General features: G+C 71.4%; 24 protein-coding genes. 15 read left to right on the forward strand and 9 right to left on the reverse strand.

Features of this window, described 5'->3' with window-relative positions; translation table 11 throughout:
- Positions 1–140: 140 nt before the first annotated feature.
- Together KY5_RS36005 and KY5_RS36010 are read left to right on the forward strand one after the other, a co-directional pair.
- Positions 141–1,172 carry an oxidoreductase gene (locus KY5_RS36005; protein ID WP_098246137.1) on the forward strand — a complete coding sequence of 344 codons (1,032 nt, stop codon included), beginning with the start codon at positions 141–143 and terminating at the stop codon, positions 1,170–1,172.
- A gap of 51 nt (positions 1,173–1,223) precedes the next feature.
- Entirely contained in the window at positions 1,224–2,879 is a 1,656-nt protein-coding gene (locus tag KY5_RS36010; protein ID WP_098246138.1) for an ABC-F family ATP-binding cassette domain-containing protein, read from the forward strand.
- Between the two features lie 48 nt (positions 2,880–2,927).
- On the opposite strand, the gene KY5_RS36015 is transcribed toward KY5_RS36010, so the two are convergent.
- The 3 genes from KY5_RS36015 to KY5_RS36020 all read right to left on the reverse strand — a co-directional run bounded on the left by KY5_RS36015 (position 2,928) and on the right by KY5_RS36020 (position 6,601).
- Positions 2,928–5,354, reverse strand: a complete 2,427-nt coding sequence (locus KY5_RS36015) for a Tex family protein (RefSeq protein ID WP_098246139.1) — start codon at positions 5,352–5,354, stop codon at positions 2,928–2,930.
- Between the two features lie 66 nt (positions 5,355–5,420).
- Complete coding sequence (locus KY5_RS42325) at positions 5,421–5,573, reverse strand: LPFR motif small protein (RefSeq protein ID WP_199843387.1); 153 nt, start codon at positions 5,571–5,573, stop codon at positions 5,421–5,423.
- A 137-nt stretch (positions 5,574–5,710) separates the two neighbouring features.
- The gene (locus KY5_RS36020; RefSeq protein ID WP_098246140.1) at positions 5,711–6,601 is read right to left on the reverse strand and encodes an SCO6745 family protein; all 891 of its coding nucleotides are present in this window, start codon (positions 6,599–6,601) and stop codon (positions 5,711–5,713) included.
- 111 nt (positions 6,602–6,712) lie between these two features.
- Between KY5_RS36020 and KY5_RS36025 the strand changes: the two genes are divergently transcribed.
- A complete protein-coding gene (locus tag KY5_RS36025) occupies positions 6,713–7,699 on the forward strand; it encodes a GlxA family transcriptional regulator (RefSeq protein ID WP_098246141.1) in 987 nt (328 codons plus the stop codon).
- A gap of 7 nt (positions 7,700–7,706) precedes the next feature.
- Entirely contained in the window at positions 7,707–8,339 is a 633-nt protein-coding gene (locus KY5_RS36030; RefSeq protein WP_098246142.1) for a DJ-1/PfpI family protein, read from the forward strand.
- 18 nt (positions 8,340–8,357) lie between these two features.
- Here the strand turns inward: KY5_RS36030 and KY5_RS36035 are convergent, their stop codons facing one another.
- Positions 8,358–9,110, reverse strand: coding sequence for an enoyl-CoA hydratase/isomerase family protein (locus KY5_RS36035; RefSeq protein ID WP_098246143.1), 753 nt, complete (start codon positions 9,108–9,110; stop codon positions 8,358–8,360).
- 69 nt (positions 9,111–9,179) lie between these two features.
- Between KY5_RS36035 and KY5_RS36040 the strand changes: the two genes are divergently transcribed.
- Positions 9,180–9,827, forward strand: coding sequence for an HdeD family acid-resistance protein (locus tag KY5_RS36040; protein ID WP_098246144.1), 648 nt, complete (start codon positions 9,180–9,182; stop codon positions 9,825–9,827).
- A 129-nt stretch (positions 9,828–9,956) separates the two neighbouring features.
- Positions 9,957–10,481, forward strand: a complete 525-nt coding sequence (locus KY5_RS36045) for an ATP-binding protein (protein ID WP_098247704.1) — start codon at positions 9,957–9,959, stop codon at positions 10,479–10,481.
- Here the strand turns inward: KY5_RS36045 and idi are convergent.
- The 5 genes from idi to galE all read right to left on the reverse strand — a co-directional run bounded on the left by idi (position 10,447) and on the right by galE (position 15,468).
- A complete protein-coding gene (gene idi / locus KY5_RS36050) occupies positions 10,447–11,040 on the reverse strand; it encodes an isopentenyl-diphosphate Delta-isomerase (RefSeq protein ID WP_098246145.1) in 594 nt (197 codons plus the stop codon). The two genes, KY5_RS36045 and idi, sit on opposite strands and share 35 nt — an antisense overlap.
- A 143-nt stretch (positions 11,041–11,183) precedes the next feature.
- Positions 11,184–12,440 (reverse strand): bifunctional class I SAM-dependent methyltransferase/N-acetyltransferase, encoded by a 1,257-nt coding sequence (locus tag KY5_RS36055; protein ID WP_098246146.1) that lies wholly within the window; start codon positions 12,438–12,440, stop codon positions 11,184–11,186.
- Between the two features lie 203 nt (positions 12,441–12,643).
- On the reverse strand, positions 12,644–13,183 hold the full coding sequence (locus tag KY5_RS36060; protein WP_098246147.1) for a hypothetical protein: 540 nt from the start codon (positions 13,181–13,183) through the stop codon (positions 12,644–12,646).
- A 183-nt stretch (positions 13,184–13,366) separates the two neighbouring features.
- Positions 13,367–14,305, reverse strand: coding sequence for a cation diffusion facilitator family transporter (locus KY5_RS36065; RefSeq protein ID WP_098246148.1), 939 nt, complete (start codon positions 14,303–14,305; stop codon positions 13,367–13,369).
- Between the two features lie 179 nt (positions 14,306–14,484).
- Positions 14,485–15,468: a UDP-glucose 4-epimerase GalE gene (gene galE, locus KY5_RS36070; RefSeq protein WP_098246149.1), complete on the reverse strand. Its 984-nt coding sequence runs from the start codon at positions 15,466–15,468 to the stop codon at positions 14,485–14,487.
- 258 nt (positions 15,469–15,726) lie between these two features.
- Between galE and KY5_RS36075 the strand changes: the two genes are divergently transcribed.
- The 9 genes from KY5_RS36075 (at position 15,727) to hpnD (ending at position 25,007) form a co-directional block, all read left to right on the forward strand.
- A complete protein-coding gene (locus KY5_RS36075; protein ID WP_098246150.1) occupies positions 15,727–17,520 on the forward strand; it encodes a DUF5941 domain-containing protein in 1,794 nt (597 codons plus the stop codon).
- Positions 17,517–18,269, forward strand: coding sequence for a sugar phosphate nucleotidyltransferase (locus tag KY5_RS36080; protein WP_098246151.1), 753 nt, complete (start codon positions 17,517–17,519; stop codon positions 18,267–18,269). The genes KY5_RS36075 and KY5_RS36080 overlap by 4 nt, the downstream gene beginning before the upstream one ends.
- Positions 18,257–19,321, forward strand: coding sequence for an iron-containing alcohol dehydrogenase family protein (locus KY5_RS36085; protein WP_098246152.1), 1,065 nt, complete (start codon positions 18,257–18,259; stop codon positions 19,319–19,321). Before KY5_RS36080 ends, KY5_RS36085 begins: the two co-directional genes overlap by 13 nt.
- Positions 19,299–20,078, forward strand: a complete 780-nt coding sequence (locus KY5_RS36090) for a CDP-alcohol phosphatidyltransferase family protein (protein WP_098247705.1) — start codon at positions 19,299–19,301, stop codon at positions 20,076–20,078. The genes KY5_RS36085 and KY5_RS36090 overlap by 23 nt, the downstream gene beginning before the upstream one ends.
- 17 nt (positions 20,079–20,095) lie before the next feature.
- Positions 20,096–20,968, forward strand: coding sequence for a glycosyltransferase family 2 protein (locus tag KY5_RS36095; RefSeq protein WP_098247706.1), 873 nt, complete (start codon positions 20,096–20,098; stop codon positions 20,966–20,968).
- Positions 20,969–21,063: 95 nt separating this feature from the next.
- Positions 21,064–22,011: an ABC transporter permease gene (locus tag KY5_RS36100; RefSeq protein ID WP_098246153.1), complete on the forward strand. Its 948-nt coding sequence runs from the start codon at positions 21,064–21,066 to the stop codon at positions 22,009–22,011.
- Positions 22,012–22,033: 22 nt separating this feature from the next.
- A complete protein-coding gene (locus tag KY5_RS36105; RefSeq protein ID WP_098247707.1) occupies positions 22,034–22,816 on the forward strand; it encodes an ABC transporter ATP-binding protein in 783 nt (260 codons plus the stop codon).
- Positions 22,817–23,163: 347 nt separating this feature from the next.
- On the forward strand, positions 23,164–24,060 hold the full coding sequence (hpnC, locus tag KY5_RS36110) for a squalene synthase HpnC (protein WP_098246154.1): 897 nt from the start codon (positions 23,164–23,166) through the stop codon (positions 24,058–24,060).
- A complete protein-coding gene (hpnD, locus tag KY5_RS36115) occupies positions 24,057–25,007 on the forward strand; it encodes a presqualene diphosphate synthase HpnD (RefSeq protein ID WP_199843389.1) in 951 nt (316 codons plus the stop codon). Before hpnC ends, hpnD begins: the two co-directional genes overlap by 4 nt.
- Positions 25,008–25,036 lie beyond the last annotated feature (29 nt).

Here is a 25,036-nt window from a genome sequence, read left to right on the forward strand (position 1 = left end):
GCGGCATCAGGAGGCGGCGGTCGCCGGACGCGCCGCCTCCTGGGCGCATCCCCGGCCCCACCCTCATCACCCGTCGCGGGAACGCGGGGGAATGTGCGATGCCGTGCTCACATCACACATCAGGTGGGGATACTCCAAGCATGTCTGCCGAGTACGCGACCTTCGGTCTGGCACCGGCCATGCGCGCCGGTGGAGTTCTCGCCAACGGTGGCTACCAAGTGCACCGCGATTTCGTCGACTTCATCGTCAACGGTCGGCCCCTCCTCTTCCAGCTCTCCGACCTCGACGCGGTCTCCCCCCTGGCCTCCGACATCCCACCCGCGATCTTCACCGCGCACGTGCGCAGACTCCTCCTGGAGGCGGCGGCACCGCTGCGCGACGGCCGGTACGTCATCTACGGCTGCCCCGAGTGCGAGGGCCTGGACTGCGGGGCTGTCACCGCCGTCATCGAACGCGCCACCGACGGGTCCGACGACTTCGTCTGGCGCGACTTCGCCTGGCAGACGGCCGAACCGGCCGACCTGGAGCTCAACGGCTACCACGGCATAGGGCCCTTCCGTTTCCGCGGCACCGAATACCGCAGGGAACTGGGGCAGTTGCTCGCCGCCGACGAACCCCCCGCCCGCCGCAGGGTCCTGCTGATCGGGGCCCGCGTGGCCGTACTCGCCAAGCTGGCCGCCGCCCTGCGCACCATCGGCATCGGCGCGGAGATCGCGGCGGACGCGGCGGGGGTCCCGCCGGACGAGCTGCGCACCTACGGGGCCGTCGCCTTCGGCCGCGCCGTCCCCTCCGCCGACCGTGCCGCCGTGCGCGCCGCGTTCGACTCGGCGGGCGTCGAGGTCGCCTACGTGGACGGGCTCGCGCCGATCATCCCGCTCCTGGTGGCCCAGATCGAGCACGCCCTGGACCGCAGCCCCGGGGAGCTGCGCCGCCTCACCCGGCTCGCGGCCACTCCCGGCACGGCATCGGTCGAGGTCACCTCGACGTGCCGGGTCCAGCTCATCGCGTACCGCCTCGACCGCCTCTACCGCACCCACACCCAGGAACTCTTCGACGCGGTCCTCGAACCCGGCGAGCACCGGGTGCCGCTCGACGGGAAGGCCACCAAGGGCGAGTCGTACGTGGTGGCCCGCACGACCGGCAGCGTCCTGGTCGCCCCCACATCGGGCTAGCCCGGCCTGAGCCCCGCCCGGCGTCCTGGCTCGCCTAGAATCACGTCCCTGATGACCGCAACCCTCGTCGCCAAAGACCTCGCCGCCGGCCACGGCGACCGCACCCTGTTCTCCGGCCTTGAACTGGTCGTCGCCCCCGGCGACGTCATCGGCCTGGTGGGCGCCAACGGAGCCGGGAAGTCCACCCTCCTGCGGCTGCTCGCCGGCCTGGACACCCCGGAGGGCGGCGAGCTGAGGCTCTCGCCGCCGACCGCCGCGGTGGGCCACCTGCCGCAGGAGCCCGACCGCCGCCCCGGCGAGAGCGTCCGGGCGTTCCTGGCCCGCCGCACCGGCGTCGCCGAGGCACAGCGCGTCATGGACGAGGCCACCCAGGCACTGGTCGACGGCGCCCCCGGTGCCGACGACGCCTACGCCGACAGCCTGGAGCGCTGGCTCGCCCTCGGCGGCGCGGATCTGGACGAGCGGGCGGAGGAGGTCACCGGTTCGCTCGGCCTCGCCGTGGGCCTCGACCAGCCGATGACCTCGCTCTCCGGCGGCCAGGCCGCCCGCGCGGGACTCGCCTCGCTGCTCCTTTCCCGCTACGACGTGTTCCTCCTGGACGAGCCGACCAACGACCTGGACCTCGCCGGTCTTGAGCGCCTGGAGAGCTTCGTGCGCGGCCTGCGCGCGGGCACCGTCGTGGTCAGCCACGACCGCGAGTTCCTCACCCGCACCGTCACCAAGGTCCTCGAACTCGACCTGGCCCAGCAGCAGATCAACCTCTACGGAGGCGGTTACGACGCCTACCTGGAGGAGCGGGAGGTGGCCCGCCGTCACGCCCGCGACGACTACGAGGAGTACGAGGGCAAGATGTCCGCGCTCCAGGGCCGCGCCCAGATGCAGCGCTCCTGGGCGGACAAGGGCGTCAAGAACGCCCGCCGCAAGGCCAAGGCGGGCAACGGGGACAACGACAAGATCGGCAGGAACTTCCGCAGCGACGCGACCGAGAAGCAGGCCGCCAAGGCCCGCCAGACCCAGCGCATGATCGAGCGCCTGGAGGCGGTCGAGGAGCCCCGCAAGGAGTGGGAGCTGCGCATGGAGATCGCGGCGGCGCCGCGCTCGGGATCGGTCGTCGCTTCGCTGCGCGACGCGGAGGTGCGCCGCGGCGCCTTCACGCTCGGCCCCGTCACGCTCCAGATCGACTGGGCGGACCGCGTCGCGATCACCGGCGCCAACGGCTCGGGCAAGTCGACGCTGCTCGGCGCCCTGCTCGGCCGGGTCCCGCTGGACGCTGGCCACGCGGCGCTCGGCTCGGGCGTCCTGGTCGGCGAGGTCGACCAGGCCCGCGCGCTCTTCCACGGCGAGGAGTCGCTGCTCGACGCGTTCTGCGCGGCCGTGCCCGACACCGAGCCCGCCGAGGTCCGCACGCTGCTCGCCAAGTTCGGCCTGAAGGCGGAGCACGTCCTGCGCTCCGCCGCCACGCTCTCACCGGGCGAGCGCACCCGCGCGGCGCTCGCGCTCCTCCAGGGCAGGGGCGTCAACCTGCTCGTCCTTGACGAGCCGACGAACCACCTCGACCTGCCCGCCATCGAACAACTGGAGGCGGCCCTCGACTCCTACGAGGGCACGCTGCTCCTGGTCACGCACGACCGCAGGATGCTCGACGCGGTGCGGGTGACGCGGCGCGTCGAGGTGGCGGAGGGCAAGGTGACGGAGCTGTCACGGTGACGTGACCGCGCCGCCCCCTCGCTCCTCCGCGTCCGGACTCCCGGCGCGTCAGCGGCGCCCCGGATCGACGAGACCGGCCTTGCGCAGTGCCTCGGCCATCGCGTCGTTCGCCGGCGGCGGGCCCTGGCGCTGCGGCTTCTGGCCGCCACGCTGGCCCCCGCCGCGCTGACCGCCACCACGCTGTCCGCCGCCGCGCTGCCCCTGGCCCTGCCCTTGCCCCTGGCCCTGCTGGCGCTGCTGCGGCGGACGCCCGCCCCGCTTGGGACGCGCGTCGCCCTCGGGTGCCGCCTCGTCGTCCAGGCGCAGCGTCAGCGAGATCCGCTTGCGCGGAATGTCGACGTCCATCACCTTCACCTTGACGATGTCGCCGGGCTTCACGACATCGCGCGGGTCCTTGACGAACGTCTTGGACATCGCCGAGACGTGCACGAGCCCGTCCTGGTGCACGCCCACGTCCACGAAGGCACCGAAGGCGGCCACGTTCGTGACGACCCCTTCGAGCACCATTCCCGGGGCCAGGTCGGAGATCTTCTCGACGCCGTCCTTGAAGGTCGCCGTCTTGAAGGCGGGGCGCGGGTCGCGGCCCGGCTTCTCCAGCTCCTTGAGGATGTCCGTCACGGTCGGCAGGCCGAAGACGTCGTCCACGAAGTCGTCGGGCCGCAGCGAGCGCAGCGTCGCCGTGTCACCGATCAGCGAGGCGACCTCGCCGCCCGACGACTTCACCATCTTGCGCACCACGGGGTACGCCTCCGGGTGCACGCTGGAGGCGTCGAGCGGGTCGTCGCCGCCGCGGATGCGGAGGAAGCCCGCGCACTGCTCGTACGCCTTGGGGCCGAGCCGCGCCACGTCCTTGAGGCCCTTGCGGCTCCTGAACGGGCCGTTGGCGTCGCGGTGCGCCACGATGTTCTCCGAGAGGCCCGCGCCGATGCCCGAGACCCGGGCGAGCAGCGGGGCGGACGCCGTGTTCACGTCCACGCCGACGCCGTTCACACAGTCCTCCACGACCGCGTCGAGGGAGCGCGACAGCTTCACCTCGGAGAGGTCGTGCTGGTACTGGCCGACGCCGATCGACTTCGGGTCGATCTTCACCAGCTCGGCCAGCGGGTCCTGGAGGCGGCGCGCGATGGAGACCGCGCCGCGCAGCGACACGTCCATGTCCGGCAGCTCCTGCGAGGCGAAGGCGGACGCGGAGTACACCGAGGCGCCCGCCTCGGAGACCATCACCTTCGTGAGGTTCAACTCCGGGTGCTTGGTGATCAGTTCACCGGCGAGCTTGTCCGTCTCGCGCGATGCCGTGCCGTTGCCGATGGCGATGAGGTCGACCGCGTGCTCGGCGGCGAGCCGCGCGAGCTTGGCGATCGCCTCGTCCCACTTGTTCGCGGGCACGTGCGGGTGGATCACGTCCGTCGCGACGACCTTGCCGGTGGCGTCCACGACGGCGACCTTCACGCCGGTACGGAAACCGGGGTCGAGCCCCAGCGTCGCGCGCGTGCCGGCGGGCGCCGCGAGCAGCAGGTCGCGCAGGTTCGACGCGAAGACCCGCACCGCCTCGTCCTCGGCGGCCGTCCGCAGGCGCAGCCGCAGATCGATGCCGAGGTGCACGAGAATCCGGGTCCGCCACGACCAGCGCACCGTGTCCTGGAGCCACTTGTCGCCCGGGCGGCCGCGGTCGGCCACGCCGAAGCGGTGGGCCACGATCCCCTCGTACGAAGACGGGCCCTCCGTGGCCTCCTCGGGCTCCAGGACCAGGTCGAGCACCTCCTCCTTCTCGCCGCGCAGCATCGCCAGGACGCGGTGCGAGGGAAGCTCGGTGAACGGCTCGGCGAAGTCGAAGTAGTCGGCGAACTTGGCGCCCGCCTCCTCCTTGCCGTCGCGGACCTTCGCGGCGAGGCGGCCGCGCACCCACATGCGCTCGCGCAGCTCGCCGATGAGGTCGGCGTCCTCCGAGAACCGCTCGGCCAGGATCGCGCGGGCGCCGTCCAGCGCGGCCTGCGCGTCCGCGACGCCCTTGTCGGCGTCCACGAACGCGGCGGCCGCGGCCGCGGGCTCCACGCCCGGGTCCCCGAGCAGCCCGTCGGCCAGCGGTTCGAGTCCCGCCTCGCGGGCGATCTGCGCCTTGGTGCGCCGCTTGGGCTTGAAGGGCAGGTAGATGTCCTCCAGGCGCGCCTTGGTGTCCGCCTCGCGGATCCGCGCCTCCAGCTCGTCGGTGAGCTTGCCCTGCTCACGGACCGATTCGAGGATCGCGGCGCGCCGCTCCTCCAGCTCGCGCAGGTACCGCAGCCGCTCCTCGAGCGTGCGCAGTTGCGCGTCGTCGAGCATCTCGGTCGCTTCCTTGCGGTAGCGCGCGATGAAGGGCACCGTGGAGCCGCCGTCGAGCAGGTCGACGGCGGCCTTCACCTGCCGCTCCCGTACGCCGAGTTCTTCGGCGATCCTGCTTTCGATGGACGCTGGAGTGGACGTCGTCAAAGCTGCCACGTTCCGGTACCGCCTTCTCACAGAGGTTGCCGGGCAATTGTGGCAGGTGGCGCCGACAACGCATGATCAGACCCGGCGCGCCCGGCCTCCTCGGCCGCCGCGCCCCGCGGAACCGGAGGCTCCGCCGAACAGCCTGGCCAGTGCCCGGAAGGGCAGGGTGACGACCGTGGCGATGGCGCCCGCTATCTGGCGCAGAACGTCCGCGATGGCACGGAACATATGCATTCCCCTTTCGTCTCCCGGTCCGGCCGGAGTGGCGCGGCCGGGAGACGAGCGGGTACCTCGGTGGGCGACGACCATGCCCCGCCGGGGCCGTTCGGCACCGTTCGGTGCCGTGAGGTGGCGCTTTTCGGCGCTCAGGCCTTGCCGAGCAGGTCCGCGGGGAACGCCCCGGCCCGCAACGCCGTCCCGATGAACACCGTGCCGAGCTCGGTGAGGCGCTCCACGCCCGCCTCGCCCAGGTGCTCGTACGGCGCCCGGTCCAGGCGGTCCGTCTCCGCCTCGACGTGCTGACGCAGCTCCACGCCCCGCTCGGTCAACTCGCCCTCGCCGTCGATGACTCCGCGATCACGGAGCCGTTCGGTGGCCGCGTCCCACTCCTGCCGGCTCCAGCCGCGCGTGGCGAAGTTCCACTTCGGCGTCATGCCCTTGCCGGTCGCGGTGTGGCTCACCAGCGCCTCGATGCCGTCGAGTTCGGCGCCGAGCAGCGCGCTGACGTGCCCGTCGCCGCGGTGTTCGCGCAGCAGCGTCGCCGCGTGCCAGTACGCCAGGTGCGGCGCGTCGGGCACCGGCAGGTCGGCGTGGGCGGAGTAGAGCGGGCGCGCGGAGCGCGAGCACGCCTCGGTGGCGCGCAGCGCGAGTTCGGCGGCCTCCGCCATCTCGGGCGAGGAGACGAGGTCTTCGCCGAGGAGGCGGCGCAGTGTCGTGTCGACGCCACGCGCGCGTGCCGCGAGGACGTCCTCGGGCGAGGCCGTGCGCCACACCGCGGGCAGGTGCTCGGCGACGAGGGTGTGCTTGTAGTTGTAGAAGGCGGCGGTCACCACCCCGGCGCCGACGGCGCCGAAGGCGGCCGCCCGCACGGCGAAGTTGACCGCGCTGGGGTGGGTGATGCCGAGCCCGGCCAGCTCCCGCGACACGTCGGGGGAGAAGTAGTGCGTCGAGTGGAGCGAGTTCAGCACGTTGTGACAGCGGCGCCCGGCGCGCGGGGGCAGCGCGGCCTGCGTGGGGGAGGTCGTCGAAGAGGTCATGGGAGCACGGTACCTACTGGTTGGTATGTAGGTCAGGGGGCCGCCGTCGATGGCAGGAAAGGTGGGGAACTCGTCATTGCGGCCATCCGGGGCCCCGTCAAGAATCGGGGCATGGAGCAGCGAATCGTCCTGGTCGTCCTCTTCGACGGCGTCCAGAGCCTTGATGTCACGGGCCCCGTGGAGGTCTTCGCGGGCGCGGCGCACGCCATCGGCGACCCCGACGGCGCGTACCGCCTGCACACGGCCTCGCTGGACGGCGGCCCGGTGCGCACCTCCGGCGGGCTCACCCTGCTCCCCGACTCCTCGCTCGCGGACGCCCCCGCCCCGCACACGCTGCTCGTGCCGGGCGGCCAGGGCACCCGCCCCGAGGACCGCGAGCTGATCGACTGGCTGCGCGAGCACGGCCCGCGCGCCGAGCGCCTGGTGTCGGTCTGCACCGGCGCCATCCGGCTCGCCGAGGCGGGCCTCCTGGAGGGACGCAGGGTGACCACGCACTGGGCGTACTGCGCCAAGCTCGCCAGGGACTTCCCCGGCATCGACGTCGACCCGGACCCCATCTACGTACGCGACGGCCACGTGGCGACGTCCGCGGGGGTCACCGCGGGCATCGACCTCGCCCTCGCCCTGGTCGAGGAGGACCTGGGCAGGGAGGCGGCACTCACCATCGCCCGCTATCTGGTCGTCTTCCTGCGCCGACCGGGGAACCAGGCGCAGTTCAGCGCCCAGCTCGCCGCGCAGACCGCACGGCGCGAACCGCTGCGCGAGGTCCAGCAGTGGATCACCGAGCACCCCGACGACGACCTCTCGGTCGACGCGCTCGCCGTCCGCGCCCGCCTCTCGCCCCGGCACTTCGCCCGCGCCTTCCAGGCGGAGACCGGCACGACGCCCGGCAAGTACGTCGAACGGGTCCGCATCGAGCACGCGCGCCGCCTCCTGGAAGACACCGCCGACGGCGTGGAGGAGGTCTCGCGCGCCTGTGGCTACGGCACTCCGGAGGCGATGCGCCGCTCCTTCGTCAAGACGCTCGGCGCCTCACCGGCCGAGTACCGGCGCCGCTTCCACCGCACACCGCACGTCACATCCACCACTCACCGATAGGGACACCATGCAGATCGCCATCGCCCTGTACGAGCGCTTCACCGTCCTGGACGCGATCGGTCCTTACCAGACCCTCAGCAGCCTGCCCGGCGCCGAGACCGTCTTCGTGGCCGCGCAGGCGGGCCCGGTGCGCGACGACAGCGGCAACCTCGCGCTGATCGCCGACAAGACGTTCGACGAGGTCAGGCGCCCCGACATCGTGGTCGTGCCCGGCGGCCCCGGACAGAGCGACCAGATGGAGAACGCGCCGCTCCTCGACTGGCTGCGCGCCGTGGACCCCACCACGACCTGGACGACGTCGGTGTGCACGGGCTCCCTGGCGCTCGCCGCGGCCGGTCTGCTCAAGGGCCGCCGCGCCACCTCGCACTGGCTGGCCCTGAGCGAGCTGGAGCGGCTCGGCGTCGAGTCGACGGGGGAGCGGGTGGTCTTCGACGGCAAGTACGTCACCGGGGCGGGCGTCTCGGCGGGCATCGACATGGGGCTCACCCTGGCGGGGAAGATCGCGGGCGACGAGCACGCGCAGACCGTGCAGCTGCTCACCGAGTACGACCCGCAGCCGCCCTACGACGCGGGATCCCCGGAGAAGGCGCCCGCGCACATCGTGGCCAAGTTCCGCGAGGGAAGCCGCTTCGACCAGTAGGAGTCGGAGCGGGGGAGTTCAGTCGGCGGCCGGGCTCCACGTGAAGCGCGGCTGCTTGCGTTCCAGGAAGGCGGCGACACCCTCGGCGGTGTCGTCGCTGCCGCGCGCCTGCTCCGCCCAGTACGCGTCCCGGTCCACGCGGCCCGCCGCGAACTCCTTCGCCGCCGCCTGGGTGAGCTGGGAGCGCGCGGCGAGGACCCGGGTGAACTCCGCGACGCGCTTGTCGAGTTCGTCGGAGGGCAGCACCTCGTCGACCAGGCCGGTGCGCAGGGCCCGCTCCGCGCCGATCAACTCGCCGGAGAAGAGCAGGTACTTGGCGGTGGCGGGCCCCACGAGCGACACCAGACGCCGGGTGGTCGTCGCCGGGTACACGATGCCGAGCCTGGCAGGGGTGACCCCGAAGGAGGTGTCGTCGGCCGCGAACCGCAGGTCGCACGCCGCCGCCAGCTGACAGCCGCCGCCCACGCAGTAGCCCCGTACCACGGCGAGCGTCGGCTTGGGGAAGGCCGCGAGGGCCTCCTCGGCCCGCACCGCGAGGTCCTGCGCGGACCCCGCAGACTCCCGCAGCGAGGAGATGTCGGCGCCCGCGCAGAAGGTGTCCCCCGCCCCGGTGAGCACGAGCGCGCGTACGGCGGGGTCGGCGGCGAGCCCCGCGAGGAGCGGCGGCACCCGGCCCCACATCCGCGTGGTCATCGCGTTGCGCTTGGCCGGGTGGTCGATGACGACGGTGGCGACGCCGTCCGTGACGGTGTGCCTCAGCTGCGGCTCCATGCGCCGGATGCTATCCGCACCCCTCGAACGTACGATCAAGAAGGGGTGTCGAGCGAGAGGGAGACGCTGATGGCCCGATCCAAGGACGCCGGTGCTCCCCGGCAGACGACCGACTCTCCCGCGGCCCAGGGCGCCAGACTCAGCCGCAGCTTCGGCTGGCTCGCGCTGCTCGGCGGGATCCTCGCGGTGGCCGGACTCGTCGGCCTCGTCTACACCGGTCTCGCCACGCTCACCTCGATGCTCCTGTTCGGCTGGCTGCTGCTGATCGGCGGTTTCGTCGGCCTGCTGCACGCGGTCCAGTCACGCGGCAGCAACTTCTTCTGGCTGGGCGTCGTGGTCGCGGCGCTGAACCTCGCGGCGGGCGTCGTCGTCATCCGCAGGCCCGAGGTGGCCGCGGAGGCGCTGACCATGTTCGCGGCGCTGCTCTTCCTCACCGGTGGGGTGTTCCGCCTGGTCGGCAGCCTGGTGGTGCGCGGTCCGCAGTTCGGCTGGACGCTGGTGCAGGGCGCCTTCGGCCTGCTGCTCGGCATCCTGGTGCTCGGCGGGTGGCCCAGCGACAGCCAGTACGTGATCGGCTGCTTCTTCTCGCTCTCCCTGCTCTTCGACGGCCTCGGCCTGATCGCCACGGGCATCGGCGGCCGCCGCATCGTCAGCCTCGTACAACCTGAAGAAGCCTCGAAGACGGAAGAGGAAGAACAGGATCAGTCGCACAACTGACGGGGTCATGCGTCGACGGTCAAATCGCGTCGATAGTCGCTGACTTCTGGTCAGTAGCGGGGTCCGGACCTGAGCATTCCCAACACTCGATGTGTGGTGACAATCGAGCGCAAGGGCGGCGACCGGACGATGGAGAACGACGGGAGGGGGTCCGGCCCCCTTCCCAGGGGGGAGGGAACGGTTCCGTACGAGGGCGTCTGGCGCTTCACCGCCCCCGCCGTCGACGCCTCCGTGCCCCAGGCGCGGCACGCCGTACGGGATCTTCTCGCCAGGCAGGGAGTACCCGCGTCCGACGACCTCATTCAGGGCCTGCTGTTGATCGTCTCCGAGCTGGTCACCAACGCGGTGCGCCACGCGGCGCTGCTGTCGCCGATGCTCGCCGTGGAGGTGGCGGTCGGCGCCGAGTGGGTGCGGGTCTCCGTCGAGGACAACCACCCCTACCGCCCGACGGCCCTGGTGGCGGACCACGGCCAGACGGGCGGGCGGGGGCTGCTGCTCGTCCGCGAGATCACGGCGGAGGCGGGCGGCGCCTGCGACGTCGAACACACCGCGAGCGGGGGCAAGGTCATCTGGGCGGCCCTGCCCCTGAAGCCCGACGGGGATGAGCGCGGGTCGGTGGCTACCAGCCCGCCGAGGGGCCGGTCAGCTCCTTGATCGCCGGGCGCGCGGCGTCGAGGACGGTCATGAACCACGCGGAGAACGGACCCTGCTCGTGCCGGGCCGCGAGCTCCTGCGCGGTCACGAACGCGGTCTCGCCGACCTCGGAGGGGTCAGGGCGCAGCGGCGACTGCACCATGCCGACGAAGAGGTGGTTGTACTCCTGCTCCACCAGGCCCGAGTCCGGGTCCGGGTGGTTGTAGCGCACCGTGCCCGCCTCGGCGAGCAGCGAGGGCGAGACCCCCAGCTCCTCGTAGGTGCGCCGGGCGGCCGCGGCGAACGGCGCCTCGCCGGGGTACGGGTGCCCGCAGCAGGTGTTCGACCAGACGCCGGGGGAGTGGTACTTGCCCAGGGCGCGCTGTTGGAGCAGGAGTCGGCCCTGTTCGTCGAAGAGGAAAACGGAGAACGCCCGGTGCAGCTGCCCGGGCGCCTGATGCGCGGAGAGTTTCTCCGCTGTGCCGATCGTCCTGCCGTCCTCGTCGACGAGTTCGAGCAAGATCGCTTCTCCGGTGCCGTTCGACGAGCTGTTCGTCGCGGTGGCAGGTGTGATCGGCATACCCATCCTTCGCTTCGGTCTTCGAGCCTCAAGTCTGCCGTACGTTTCGGACACTCCCGGCACTCCCGGGGCCCGCATGTCCGCCGTGCGGGGGGCACGGCGGACATGCGGAGGGCGTCAGGGACGCCGGAGCCCGGGGCGTGTCAGACGCCGAAAGCGGCCGGATACCTGATCGTGCCCTGCGGTACGCACGAGGAATCGTCCGGACCGTTCAGGACGAGCGCCATCATGGCCTCGTCGGGCACCTCGAACCCTGGCCGGATTCCGAACCCGGAAGCGGGCTTGAAACCGAACCTCGGGTAGTACGCGGGATGCCCGAGCACGAGGACGAGACGCTCCCCACGCGCGCGTGCCGCGTCCAGGAGCGCGCGGACGACGGCCGAACCGGCCCCCGTCCGCTGGTACTTCGGCAGTACGGCGACCGGCGCGAGGGCGAGCGCGGGCGCCCCGTCCACCCGGCAACGGGTGAGCAGCGCGTGCGCCGCGACCTCGCCGTCCGGCGCCTGCGCGACGTACGACAGGCCCGGCAGCCAGGCGTCGGCGTCGGTGCGCAGCGCGTCGACCAGGTCGGCCTCGTTCTCGGTGCCGAAGGCGGCGGCGTTCACTGCGTGCACGGTGGCCACGTCCGACTCCGTCTCGGGGCGGCAGGGCCACGCGTCCACGGGACGCAGGACGTAGCCCGTGTAGCCGAACTCCGTCCCGTGCTCGCGCCGCATCGCGATCTCCTCGCGCGTGGCGGCGAGCGCCTCGGCCATGCCCGGGCTCTGCGGGGCGGCGGCGTCGGCGCGGGCGCCCAGCGGCCCGTAGTACTCGTCCCAGTCGGACTCGGGCTGCGCGTGCACGCCGAGCACGGAGTAACCGGCACCGGTGGCGGCCCTGAGGTTCTCCTCGCCCGTACGCAGCGGGTAGTGCTGGTCCCAGAACGCGCGCGCGGCGGCGGACGGCTCGGCGGTCGTCCACTCGCACTCGGTGAGGACGAGCGCCCCACCGGGGGCGAGCAGTCGGCGCCAGGCGCGCAGGGCGGTGTCGAAGCCGACGGCGTAGGCCGAGCTCTCCGCCCAGATCAGGTCGAACGAACCGTCCGGATGGGGGAGTTCGGTCATGTCGGCGTTGACGGCGGTGATCGATCCGGTGAGCCCGCGCGCCTCGGCGGACGCGCGGAGTTCGTCGAGGAACGGCTCGTGCAGATCGACGGCGGTCACCTCGGCACCGGCCTCGGCGGCGAGCAGCAGCGCGGCACGGCCAGGACCGCAGCCCAGGTCGAGCACGCGCGGACGCTCGGGCAGCGCCCCCGCGAGGGAGAGCAGCCGCCGGGTGGTGGCGTCGGAGCCCGGGCCCTGCCGAGGCAGGCCGTGGTGCAGGGCGAAGAAGGCGTGGGTGATGGACGTGTTGTCAGTCAACGGGAAATCCTTGAGTGAAGGACGCGCGGACCTGACGTACGACTGCGTACGAAGGTCAGACGTGCGCCCGGAAAGTGGGGATGCACGTGTCGCCGCGCAGAGCAGCGCAAGCCACGACAGTCATCAACCCACCTCCTCGGGAACTCAAGAACTCTGGCCACTGTAACACCGTCGGTGACAGAGCCCGTGGCGGCGTCACATGGCTACCCGTCGGCGAAGCTGTTCTCCACCACGACCTGCCGCACCCCGTTCGCGTCGTTCTGCAGGCGTTTGACCTGCATCACCACGGTGTTGTCCTCGGTCGTCCTGAAGCAGTAGGACTGGCCGATCTCGATGGTGGCCGTCCTCATCTCCGTGTCGGAGACGCGCTTGCGGCACTCCTCGACCGTCGGTTTGCCGCTCGCGGTGATGACGGCCATCGTCGCGCCGTTCATCACCGCGAGGGTGTCCCGGTCGCTTCCGACGACCTGCACGTCCGAGCCCGAGACCCGGGCGTCGGCGTGCGCCCACGGGCTGTCCAGGTCGTAGGGCTGGGCGGGCACGTTGAGGAAGAACTCGTTGCCGGGCTTCCAGGGCTGGGCCGGTTTGGCCCGGTGTTCGGGCGATGTGGTCGGCGGCGCGGCGGTCGGGCCGGGACCGCCGCCGCTGTCGGAGAGCTTGACGCCGATGACGGCCGCGGCGACCGCCCCGAGAGCGCCGATGACGGCGGTGGCGATCTGCCAGAACGGCCGCGGGCGGCCCAAGGAATCGGGATCGTGCCCCGGCCGCGGCGGACCGGGCGGGGCAGGAGGTTGTGGATGTGACACTGCCTTCCCCCGGAGCAAGTGCGTTTGTGAACTCTCCGTCGACTGTCCCACAAGAGCACGGGGGCGTGAAGGGAATTCCGCACTGTCAGGGGGCGCGCGGAGGTCCGCCGAGGGAGCCCGTCAGTGGCAGAGCTTCGCCTCGTGTTCCGCGTGGCCGCTCGGCTCCAGCTGGAAGGTGCAGTGCTCCAGGTCGAAGTGGTCGCCGAGGCAGCCCTGCAACTCGTGCAGCATCTTCTCGTGGCCGATCGCGTCGAGCGCGTCGGAGCTGACGACCACGTGCGCGGAGAGCACGGGCATGCCCGAGGTGATCGTCCAGGCGTGCAGGTCGTGGACGTCCTCGACGCCGGGCAGGTCGAGCATGTGGGCCCGCACCTCACCCATGTCGACGTCCTTGGGCGCCGATTCGAGCAGCACGTTCAGCGTCTCCTTGAGCAGCTTCACCGTACGCGGGACGATCATGAAGCCGATGACGAGCGAGGCGATCGGGTCGGCGGCCTGCCAGCCGGTGAGCATGATGACGCTCGCCGCGATGATCACCGTCAGCGAGCCCAGGGTGTCCGCGAGGACCTCGAGGAAGGCGCCGCGCACGTTGAGGCTGTCCTTCTGGCCGCGCATCAGCAGCGACAGCGAGATCATGTTCGCCACGAGTCCGAAGACGCCGAAGAACACGGCGAGGCCGCCCTCCGTCTGCGCGGGCGTGATGAACCGCTCGACCGCCTCGTAGAGCACGTAGCCGCCGACGCCGAGCAGCAGCAGACAGTTGGCGAGCGCGGCGAGGATCTCGGCGCGCGCGTAGCCGAAGGTGCGGTTCGCGGTGGGCGGTCTGTTCGCGAAGTGAATCGCGAGCAGGGCCATGCCGAGCCCGAGCGCGTCCGTCGCCATGTGCGCCGAGTCCGCGATGAGCGCGAGCGAATCGGCCATGAGGCCGCCGATGATCTGGGCGAACATCACGATGATCGTGATGGTGAGCGCTATGCGCAGCCGCCCCTTGTAGGCGTTGGCCGCCGTCCCCGTCGTCGGTGCCCCGTGTGTGTGTCCGTGATCGTGCCCAGCCCCCATGGAGCCGCCCTCCCGCGTCGGTCATCGGTCTGCTGTCCGTTGGTCGCGAGACGACAGTGAACTACGGGTGGGGGGTATCGCGCAACGCTGCACTGAACACCGTTGTCATGTGCCCTGACCTGCGAAAATGGCAACGATTGCCGGTAGGGGAAGGGGTGCAGGTCAGGGCTCCGCGACGATCACGCGCGAGGGGCTCCCGGGTGGTGCAGACACCATCCGGCCCACGCCGACTCGACCATCTCGCGCACCCCGCGCCGGGCGGTCCAGCCCAGTTCGCGCGCGGCGAGCGAGGCGTCGGCGACGGCGCGCGGGGAGTCCCCGGCGCGCAGCGGCTCCACCACGGCGGGACGGCGGTCGCCGCTCACCTCGCCGATGAGGGTCACCAGTTCGCGTACGGAAACGCCCTCGCCCCTGCCGATGTTCACCGTCAGATCGCCCCCGTCGGCGCCCGCGAGCCGACGGGCCGCCGCCAGATGGGCCTCCGCGAGGTCGGACACGTGGATGTAGTCCCGCACGCAGGTGCCGTCCGGGGTCGGATGGGTGTCGCCGAAGATCCGCGGCGACTCGTCGCGGGTCAGCCGGTCGAAGACCATCGGGATCACGTTGTAGACACCGGTGTCCGCGAGCTCGGGGCTCGCCGCGCCCGCCACGTTGAAGTAGCGCAGGCACACGGTCGCCATGCCGTGCGCCCGCCCGGCCGCCCGCACCAGCCACTCACCGGCGAGCTTCGTCTCGCCGTAGGGGCTCACCGGAACGCACGGGGTGTCCTCGGAGACCAGGTCCACGTCCGGCGGGTTGCCGTACACCGCCGCCGACGAGGAGAACACGAACCGCCGCACACCCGCCTCGGCCGCCGCCTCGAGCAGCGTCGTCAGGCCGCCCAGGTTCTCCCGGTAGTAGCGCAGCGGCTGCTCCACCGACTCCCCGACCTGCTTGCGGGCGGCCAGGTGCACGATGCCCGTCACGCCGTGTTCGGCCAGGACCCGGCGCAGCAGGTCCGCGTCGAGCGACGAGCCCTTGACGAGCGGCACGTCCTCCGGCAGCCGCTGCGGCACCCCTGAGGAAATGTCGTCCAGTACGACGACGTCCTCCCCGGCGGCGGCCATCACCCGCACCACATGTGCCCCGATATATCCTGCTCCGCCTGTGATCAGCCATGTCATGGGCGCCCACCCTAAGCGAACGCTATGCGGGCAAGACGGGCGCGGTTTGTGGGGGCGGCCCCCGATCGACCATGATGATCGCGAACGCCGAGGCCCTGGCAGGTCGCGTTGATCGCGCCGTGAACGGGTGGTGAATTCCCGCTTCCCAGCATCCGATAGCCTCTGCCGACATGCCGCCAGGCCAGCCATGGCCAGGGGCACCCCCCTTCACGCATGCGCCCGGCGCGAGCCGCGCCGGGATTCAAGGAGTGAGTTCGTCTGTCGACCGCCATCCTCACCGGACAGCCGGTCCCCGGGTCGCCGCTCGAAGGTGATCTGCGGTCCCTCGGCTTCGACGTGCGGGTCGCCTCGGACGCGGCGGACGCGCAGACGCTGCTCGCGGCGGTCCCCGCCGACCAGCGGGTCGCGGTCGTCGACGCGCGCTTCGTCGGCCACGTCCACGCCCTGCGCCTCGGTCTCACCGACCCCCGCTTCGCCACCGCGGCGGTGCCCGGCGCCGTCACGGCCAAGCCCGAGGCCCGCAAGGAACTGACGAGCGCCCTGCGCACCACGGCGGGCACCACCGGCGGCGTCGTGACGCTCGACGCGCTCCCCGACCTCGTCGCCTCGGCGCTGGAGTCGGCCGACACCGACGTGCACCGCCCCGAGCTCGGCACCCTCGTCGCCACCGTGCCCAGCGACCCGCAGACCCGCAACGAGGCGCGGCAGGCCGTCGCCGCCGTCGACGACGAGGCCGTCCGCCTGCGGACCGCGGTCAAGTCGCGGGACGGCTTCTTCACGACGTACTGCATCTCCCCGTACTCCCGCTACATCGCGCGCTGGTGCGCCCGCCGGGGCCTGACCCCGAACCAGGTCACCACGGCCTCGCTGCTCACCGCCCTGATCGCGGCGGGCTGCGCGGCGACCGGCACCCGCGGCGGCTTCGTCGCGGCGGGACTGCTGCTCCTCTTCTCCTTCGTCCTTGACTGCACGGACGGACAGCTCGCCCGCTACTCCCTGCAGTACTCGACGCTCGGCGCCTGGCTGGACGCGACGTTCGACCGCGCCAAGGAGTACGCCTACTACGCGGGTCTCGCGCTCGGCGCGGCCCGCGGCGGCGACGACGTGTGGGCGCTCGCGCTCGGGGCGATGGTCCTGCAGACCTGTCGGCACGTCGTGGACTTCTCCTTCAACGAGGCGAACCACGACGCCACCGCCAACACCAGCCCCACCGCCGCCCTCTCGGACAAGCTCGACAGCGTCGGGTGGACGGTCTGGGTGCGCCGGATGATAGTGCTGCCGATCGGCGAACGCTGGGCGATGATCGCGGTGCTCACCGCGGTCACCACCCCGCGCGTCACGCTCGTCGTCCTGATCATCGGCTGCGCGCTCGCCGCCTGCTACACCACGGCGGGACGCGTCCTGCGCTCCCTGACCCGCAAGGCGACCCGCACCGACCGTGCCGCGCTGGCCCTCGGCGAGCTCGCCGACAACGGCCCGCTGGCGTCGGCGTTCGCCGCGCTCAAGCGGGGCCGCCTGCCGCTGCCCGCGCCCGTCACCGCCTTCGTCGGCGGCGCCGCCCTCGTCGCGGTGGCCGCCTTCACCTCCTACGGCAGCCCGTGGGTGGTCGTCGCCGCCGTCGTGTACGTCATCACCTCCGGCCTCGCGCTCTCGCGCTCCCTCAAGGCCCCCCTGGACTGGCTGGTTCCGCCGTTCTTCCGCGCGGCCGAGTACGGCACGGTCCTGGTACTGGCGGCCAAAGCCGATGTGAACGGAGCGCTGCCCGCGGCTTTCGGGCTGGTGGCCGCGGTCGCCTACCATCACTACGACACGGTGTACCGCATCAAGGGCGGCACCGGCGCGCCCCCGCGCTGGCTGGTGCGGGCCATCGGCGGCCAAGAAGGCAGGACCCTCGTGGTCGCGCTCGCCGCCGCCCTGCTGCCCACCACAGATTTCACCGTCGCGCTCACGGCACTCGCCGTGGCCGTGGCACTCGTGGTGCTCGTCGAGAGCATCCGCTTCTGGGTCTCTTCCGGAGCACCCGCCGTACACGATGAAGGAGAACCCGCATGATCGGCCTCGTCCTGGCCGCCGGCGCCGGCCGGCGTCTGCGCCCCTACACCGAAACGCTGCCGAAGGCGCTGGTGCCCGTCGTGGGCGAGGGAACCGAGAACGAGCTGGCCGTCCTCGACCTCACCCTGAAGAACTTCGCCGAGATCGGCCTGACCGAGGTCGCGATCATCGTCGGGTACCGCAAGGAGGCGGTCTACGACCGCAAGGCGGCGCTCGAGGCCAAGTACGGCGTCAAGCTGACCCTGATCGACAACGACAAGGCCGAGGAGTGGAACAACGCCTACTCCCTGTGGTGCGGCCGTGACGCGATCAAGCACTCGGTGATCCTCGCCAACGGCGACACCGTGCACCCGGTCTCCGTCGAGAAGACGCTGCTCGCCGCCCGCGGCGACGGCAAGAAGATCATCCTCGCCCTCGACACGGTGAAGAACCTCGCCGACGAGGAGATGAAGGTCATCGTGGACCCCGCCAAGGGCGTCCAGAAGATCACCAAGCTCATGGACCCGGCGACGGCCACCGGTGAGTACATCGGCGTCACCCTCATCGAGGGCGAGGCGGCCGACGAGCTCGCCGACGCGCTGAAGACCACCTTCGAGCGCGACCCCGACCTCTACTACGAGGACGGCTACCAGGAGCTCGTGAACCGCGGCTTCAAGATCGATGTGGCGCCGATCGGCGACGTCAAGTGGGTCGAGATCGACAACCACGAGGACCTCGCCAAGGGCCGGGAGATCGCGTGCCAGTACTGACGAGGCTCATCCCCTCGCCGGTCGTCGTCGACATCCGGCCGGGGGCGCTCAACGACCTGGCCGGTGTCCTCGCCGACCAGCGGATCTGCTCGTCGACCGGCAAGCTCGCCATCGCCATCAGCGGCGGCTCCGGCGCGGTCCTGCGGGAGCGCCTGATGTCGTCGCTGCCCGGCGCCGAGTGGTTCGAGGTGGGCGGCGGCACCCTCGATGACGCCATCAAGCTCGCCGACGCCATGAAGAAGGGCCGCTACGACGCCGTCGTCGGCCTCGGTGGCGGCAAGATCATCGACTGCGCCAAGTTCGCCGCGGCGCGCGTCGGCCTGCCGCTGGTCGCCGTCGCGACGAACCTGTCGCACGACGGCCTCTGCTCGCCCGTCGCGACCCTCGACAACGACGCGGGCCGCGGTTCGTACGGCGTGCCCAACCCGATAGCGGTCGTCATCGACCTCGACGTCATCCGTGAGGCGCCGGTCCGCTTCGTCCGCTCGGGCATCGGTGACGCCCTGTCCAACATCTCCGCGATCGCGGACTGGGAGCTCGCGGCGCGCGAGCGCGGCGAGGACATCGACGGTCTCGCGGCCGCGATGGCCCGCCAGGCGGGCGAGGCCGTGCTCCGCCACCCCGGCGGCGTCGGCGACGACGCCTTCTTGCAGGTCCTCGCCGAGGGTCTGGTCCTCACGGGCATCGCGATGTCGGTCTCGGGTGACTCCCGTCCGGCGTCCGGCGCCTGCCACGAGATCAACCACGCCTTCGACCTCCTCTTCCCCAAGCGCGCCGCGAGCCACGGCGAGCAGTGCGGCCTCGGCGCGGCCTTCGCGATGCACCTGCGCGGTGCCCGCGAGGAGTCGGGGTTCATGGCCCAGGTGCTGCGCCGCCACGGCCTGCCGGTGCTGCCGGAGGAGATCGGATTCACCGTGGACGAGTTCGTGAAGGTCGTGGAGTTCGCTCCGCAGACCAGGCCGGGCCGCTACACGATCCTCGAACACCTCGACCTGTCCACCGACCAGATCAGGGACGCATACGCCGACTATGCAAAAGCCATCGGTAGCTGAGCTCCGCCCGGTTGTTCACCCCCCGGGGGTGAAGGACCGACGGAGCGGCGAACACTGGGCCGGCCGGCTCTACATGCGCGAGGTCTCCCTGCGCATCGACCGGCACCTGGTGAACACGAAGGTCACGCCCAACCAGCTGACCTACGTGATGACCGTCGCCGGCGCCCTCGCCGCCCCCGCCCTCCTCGTGCCGGGGATCACGGGCGCCGTGCTCGGCGTGCTCGCGGTCCAGCTGTACCTGCTGCTCGACTGCGTCGACGGCGAGATCGCCCGCTGGAAGAAGCAGTACTCGATGGCGGGCGTCTACCTGGACCGGGTCGCCGCCTACCTGTGCGACGCCGCCGTCCTGGTCGGCTTCGGTCTGCGCGCGGCCGACCTGTGGGGCTCGGGGCGCATCGACTGGCTGTGGGCCTTCCTCGGCACGCTCGCCGCACTCGGCGCGATCCTGATCAAGGCGGAGACGGACCTGGTCGGCGTCGCCCGCCACCAGACCGGCAAGGAGCCGGTCAAGGAGGCGGCGTCCGAGCCGCGCTCGTCCGGCATGGCGCTGGCCCGCAGGGCCGCCGCCGCGCTGAAGTTCCACCGCCTCATCCTCGGGGTCGAGGCGTCCCTGCTGATCCTGGGTCTGGCGATCGTCGACCAGGTCCGCGGTGACCTGTTCTTCTCGCGCCTCGGCGTCGCGGTGCTCGCGGGCATCGCGCTGCTGCAGACCCTGCTCCACCTCGTGTCCATCCTCGTATCGAGCAGGTTGAAGTGAGCACCCCGGCACAGAAGCTGAAGGTCGGCGCCGTCATCATCACGATGGGCAACCGGCCGCAGGAGCTGCGCGCCCTCCTCGACTCGGTCGCCAAGCAGGACGGCGACCCGGTCGAGGTGGTCGTGGTCGGCAACGGCGCCCCCGTGCCGGACGTCCCCGCGGGCGTACGCACCGTGGAGCTGCCCGAGAACCTCGGCATCCCCGGCGGGCGCAACGTCGGCATCGAGGCCTTCGGCCCCGGCGGCACCGACGTCGACATCCTGCTCTTCCTGGACGACGACGGCCTGCTCGCGAACATGGACACGGCCCAGCTGTGCCGCGAGGCCTTCGCCGCCGACCCGGAGCTCGGCATCATCAGCTTCCGCATCGCCGACCCGGACACGGGGGAGACCCAGCGCCGCCACGTGCCGCGCCTGCGCGCCGCGGACCCGATGCGCTCCTCGCGCGTGACGACCTTCCTCGGCGGCGCCAACGCCGTGCGCACGAAGGTCACCGAGCAGGTCGGCGGGCTGCCCGACGAGTTCTTCTACGCCCACGAGGAGACCGACCTCGCCTGGCGTGCGCTCGACGCGGGCTGGATGATCGACTACCGCGCCGACATGGTGCTGTTCCACCCGACGACCGCCCCCTCGCGGCACGCGGTCTACCACCGGATGGTCGCCCGCAACCGCGTCTGGCTGGCCCGCCGCAACCTCCCCGCGCTGCTCGTCCCCGTCTACCTCGGGGTCTGGCTGCTCCTCACCCTGGCCCGGCGCCCCTCGCGGCCCGCGCTCAAGGCCTGGTTCGGCGGTTTCAAGGAGGGCTGGACCACGCCCTGCGGACCTCGGCGTCCCATGAAGTGGCGTACGGTGTGGCGGCTGACCCGACTGGGCCGCCCTCCCGTCATCTGACAAGCTCGGGTCTGAGAGCATCTGGGCCATACCCCGGTCCCTGGCCCACGCCTACGCCCGACCGGCTGCGCTTCTGAAGACGAAAGTTTCCACTCGTGAGTGAGACAACGCATGACGGCGGGGTCGCGGTGACATCATCACCGTCGACTCCGTCGCCCGATGACGGGCTCTCCCGGGCCGAACTCGCCGCCAAGTACGGTCTGACCGTCAGCGGCGCACGGCCCGGACTTTTCGAGTACGTCCGCCAGCTCTGGGGACGGCGTCACTTCATCCTCGCCTTCTCCCAGGCGAAGCTGACCGCCCAGTACAGCCAGGCCAAGCTGGGCCAGCTGTGGCAGGTGGCGACGCCCCTGCTGAACGCGGCGGTCTACTTCTTCATCTTCGGACTCCTGCTCGGTGCCAGGAAGGGCATCCCGCACGAGATCTACGTGCCGTTCCTGGTGACGGGCGTGTTCGTCTTCACGTTCACCCAGAGCTCGGTCATGGCGGGCGTGCGGGCGATCTCCGGCAACCTCGGCCTGGTGCGGGCGCTGCACTTCCCGCGCGCCTCGCTGCCGATCTCCTTCGCGCTCCAGCAGCTCCAGCAGCTGCTCTTCTCGATGATCGTGCTCGTGCTGATCATGGTCGGGTTCGGCATCTTCCCGACCTGGTCCTGGCTGCTCGTGCTGCCCGCGCTCGCCCTCCAGTTCGTCTTCAACATGGGCCTCGCGCTGATCTTCGCCAGGATGGGCAGCAAGACGCCCGACCTCGCGCAGCTGATGCCGTTCGTGATGCGGACCTGGATGTACGCGTCGGGCGTCATGTTCAGCATCCCCGCGATGCTCGCGGACAAGGAGGACGTGCCCGGGTGGGTCGGGGACGTCCTCCAGTGGAACCCGGCCTCCATCTACATGGACCTGATCCGCTTCGCCATGATCGACGACTACGGATCCTCGTACCTGCCGCCCCACGTGTGGATCTTCGCCGTGGGCTGGGCGGTCCTGCTCGGCGCGGTCGGTTTCGTGTACTTCTGGAAGGCTGAGGAGCGTTACGGCCGTGGCTGACGACAAGAACGACACGACCGACGTGGCCGACCGCAACGCGGGCAAGGGCCACATCCCGACCGTCATCGCCGACGAGCTGCACATCGTCTACCGCGTCAACGGCGCGAAGACCGGCAAGGGCAGCGCCACCTCGGCCCTCAGCCGCATGCTCAAGCGCGGCGAGGAGCGGGGCGTGCGCAAGGTGCACGCCGTGCGCGGCGTCAGCTTCACCGCCTACCGGGGCGAGGCCATCGGCCTGATCGGCTCGAACGGCTCCGGCAAGTCCACGCTGCTGCGCGCCATCGCGGGTCTGCTCCCCGCCGAGCAGGGCAAGGTCTACACCGACGGCCAGCCCTCGCTCCTCGGCGTGAACGCGGCCCTGATGAACGACCTGACCGGCGAGCGCAACGTCATCCTCGGCGGGCTCGCGATGGGCATGTCCCGCGAGCAGATCAAGGCGCGCTACCAGGAGATCGTCGACTTCTCGGGCATCAACGAGAAGGGCGACTTCATCACCCTGCCGATGCGCACCTACTCCTCCGGCATGGCGGCGCGCCTCCGCTTCTCCATCGCGGCGGCCAAGGACCACGACGTCCTCATGATCGACGAGGCCCTCGCCACCGGCGACCGCAAGTTCCAAAAGCGCTCCGAGGCCCGCATCCGCGAGCTCCGCAAGGAGGCCGGCACGGTCTTCCTGGTCAGCCACAACAACAAGTCCATCCGCGACACCTGCGACCGGGTGCTCTGGCTGGAACGCGGCGAGCTGCGCATGGACGGACCGACCGACGAGGTCATCAAGGAGTACGAGAAGTTCACGGGCAAGTAGCCCGATCGCGCCACGCGGCGCCCACTCGTTCGGCGGCGGGGCCCCACCGGGAGCAGTCCGGTGGGGCCCCGCCGTTCTGCTGGTCGGCGGCAGTCCCAGAGTTCCCTCAACTCACTTGAGTTCAGGGAAGATTGACGCCAATCGGTGTGTTCTTGTGACGTGCGGAACACCCCGACGAGGCGCGCTGGGTTGTACAACGTAAGCTGTACCGGTGCTGATTCGTGGCAAGTAGGGCGATATGGCGCGGCGCCCCGGTCCCAGGCATGGTCCGCCTTGGGGAGGGCTGGGCGGCGTGTCCGAAATAGGATGTATTGGGTCGGCAGTGTAGAACGGGAGATGTGACGGCAATGGCTACGGATGATCTCCAGCTCCGCGATGCATCCGCCGTCCTCGACAAGGCCGCGGACGAGAACTTCCCCGTGGCACCCTTCTTCCTGCCCAGGGCCTGGCGCGACGACCTCATGGCCGTGTACGGCTACGCCCGCCTCGTCGACGACATCGGCGACGGCGACCTGGCCCCCGGCGGCGCGGACGCCCGCTACCTCGGCGTCGACCCGGCGGCCGCGGACGACAGGATCGCCTTCCTCGACGCCTTCGAGGCCGATCTGCACCGGGTCTTCGACGGCACCCCGCACCATCCGCTGCTGCGCGCGCTCCAGCCCACCGTGCGCCGCCGCGGCCTCACCCCCGAGCCGTTCCTCGGCCTGATCGAGGCCAACCGCCAGGACCAGCTCGTCAGGCGCTACGAGACGTACGACGACCTCCTCGCGTACTGCGAGCTCTCCGCCAATCCCGTCGGCCGGCTGGTCCTCGCCATCACCGGCACGGCCACCCCCGAACGCATCCGTCGCTCCGACGCCGTCTGCACCGCACTGCAGATCGTCGAGCACCTCCAGGACGTCAGTGAGGACCTCAGGCGTGACCGTGTTTACCTGCCGGCCGAGGACATGAAGCGCTTCCACGTCCAGGAGCGCGACCTGGCCGCTCCGAGCGCAGGCGCGTCGGTGCGCGCCCTGGTCGCATTCGAAGCGGAACGCGCCCGCCGCCTGCTGAATGAAGGCACCCCCCTGGTGGGTAGCGTCCACGGCAGGCTCAAGCTGCTGCTTGCGGGGTTCGTGGCAGGGGGGACGGCGGCGGTCCAGTCGATCGCCGCCGTCGGATACGACGTGCTTCCAGGACCACCCAAGCCCACCAAGCCCCGATTGCTGCGCGCGGCCGGGGCGGTTCTGCGAGGAGAGGGGTGAGCCGGACCGTGGAGTCAGATCCGCAGATGTCCGCACCGGTACTCGCCGCGTACAGCTACTGCGAGGCCGTGACCGGACAGCAGGCCCGGAATTTCGCGTACGGCATCAGGCTGCTGCCGACGCCCAAGCGGCGCGCCATGTCCGCGCTCTACGCGCTCTCGCGGCGCGTGGACGACATCGGCGACGGCGCGCTCGCGCCGGACGTCAAGGCGGACCGGCTCGACGACACCCGGGCGCTGCTCGCCCGGATCCGCGAGGGCAAGGTGGAGGAGGACGACACCGACCCGGTGGCGGTCGCCCTGGCGCACGCCGCGACCCACTTCCCCATCCCGCTGGGCGGCCTCGACGAGCTGATCGACGGCGTCCTGATGGACGTGCGCGGCGAGACGTACGAGACGTGGGACGACCTGAAGGTCTACTGCCGCTGCGTGGCCGGTGCCATCGGACGGCTCTCGCTGGGCGTGTTCGGTACCGAACGGGGGGCGCTCCATGCCGAGCGCGCGCCGGAGTATGCCGACACGCTCGGCCTCGCGCTCCAACTGACCAACATCCTCCGTGACGTTCGCGAGGACGCCGAGGACGGACGGACGTACCTGCCCGCCGAGGACCTCGCCAAGTTCGGCTGCTCCGCCGGGTTCTCGGGCTCCGAGCCGCCCGCCGGATCCGACTTCGCGGGGCTCGTGCACTTCGAGGTCCGGCGCGCGCGGGCCCTCTTCGCCGAGGGATACCGACTCCTGCCGATGCTGGACCGGCGCAGTGGTGCCTGTGTGGCGGCCATGGCGGGCATCTACCGGCGCCTGCTCGACCGCATCGAGCGCGAACCGGAGGCGGTCCTGCGCGGCCGCGTCTCGCTGCCGGGCCGCGAGAAGGCGTACGTCGCCGTGCGCGGCCTGTCCGGCCTCGACGCGCGGAGCGTCTCACGAGGGACCGTCAGGAGGCGCGCGTGATGGGCCTCCTGGGCGTGCGTGGGGCGGCT

Source organism: Streptomyces formicae, assembly GCF_002556545.1.
GTDB lineage: Bacteria > Actinomycetota > Actinomycetes > Streptomycetales > Streptomycetaceae > Streptomyces > Streptomyces formicae_A.

Bases quoted from the DNA above. Each gene is read 5' to 3' on its own strand.
- KY5_RS42325 (WP_199843387.1), bottom strand. From the start codon at position 5,573: ATGTTCCGTGCCATCGCGGACGTTCTGCGCCAGATAGCGGGCGCCATC.
- KY5_RS36030 (WP_098246142.1), top strand. From the start codon at position 7,707: ATGCAGATCGCCATCGCCCTGTACGAGCGCTTCACCGTCCTGGACGCG.
- KY5_RS36045 (WP_098247704.1), top strand. From the start codon at position 9,957: ATGGAGAACGACGGGAGGGGGTCCGGCCCCCTTCCCAGGGGGGAGGGA.
- KY5_RS36025 (WP_098246141.1), top strand. From the start codon at position 6,713: ATGGAGCAGCGAATCGTCCTGGTCGTCCTCTTCGACGGCGTCCAGAGC.
- KY5_RS36005 (WP_098246137.1), top strand. From the start codon at position 141: ATGTCTGCCGAGTACGCGACCTTCGGTCTGGCACCGGCCATGCGCGCC.
- KY5_RS36040 (WP_098246144.1), top strand. From the start codon at position 9,180: ATGGCCCGATCCAAGGACGCCGGTGCTCCCCGGCAGACGACCGACTCT.
- hpnC (WP_098246154.1), top strand. From the start codon at position 23,164: ATGGCTACGGATGATCTCCAGCTCCGCGATGCATCCGCCGTCCTCGAC.
- KY5_RS36035 (WP_098246143.1), bottom strand. From the start codon at position 9,110: ATGGAGCCGCAGCTGAGGCACACCGTCACGGACGGCGTCGCCACCGTC.
- KY5_RS36065 (WP_098246148.1), bottom strand. From the start codon at position 14,305: ATGGGGGCTGGGCACGATCACGGACACACACACGGGGCACCGACGACG.
- KY5_RS36020 (WP_098246140.1), bottom strand. From the start codon at position 6,601: ATGACCTCTTCGACGACCTCCCCCACGCAGGCCGCGCTGCCCCCGCGC.
- KY5_RS36090 (WP_098247705.1), top strand. From the start codon at position 19,299: ATGCAAAAGCCATCGGTAGCTGAGCTCCGCCCGGTTGTTCACCCCCCG.
- galE (WP_098246149.1), bottom strand. From the start codon at position 15,468: ATGACATGGCTGATCACAGGCGGAGCAGGATATATCGGGGCACATGTG.
- idi (WP_098246145.1), bottom strand. From the start codon at position 11,040: ATGCCGATCACACCTGCCACCGCGACGAACAGCTCGTCGAACGGCACC.
- KY5_RS36010 (WP_098246138.1), top strand. From the start codon at position 1,224: ATGACCGCAACCCTCGTCGCCAAAGACCTCGCCGCCGGCCACGGCGAC.
- KY5_RS36080 (WP_098246151.1), top strand. From the start codon at position 17,517: ATGATCGGCCTCGTCCTGGCCGCCGGCGCCGGCCGGCGTCTGCGCCCC.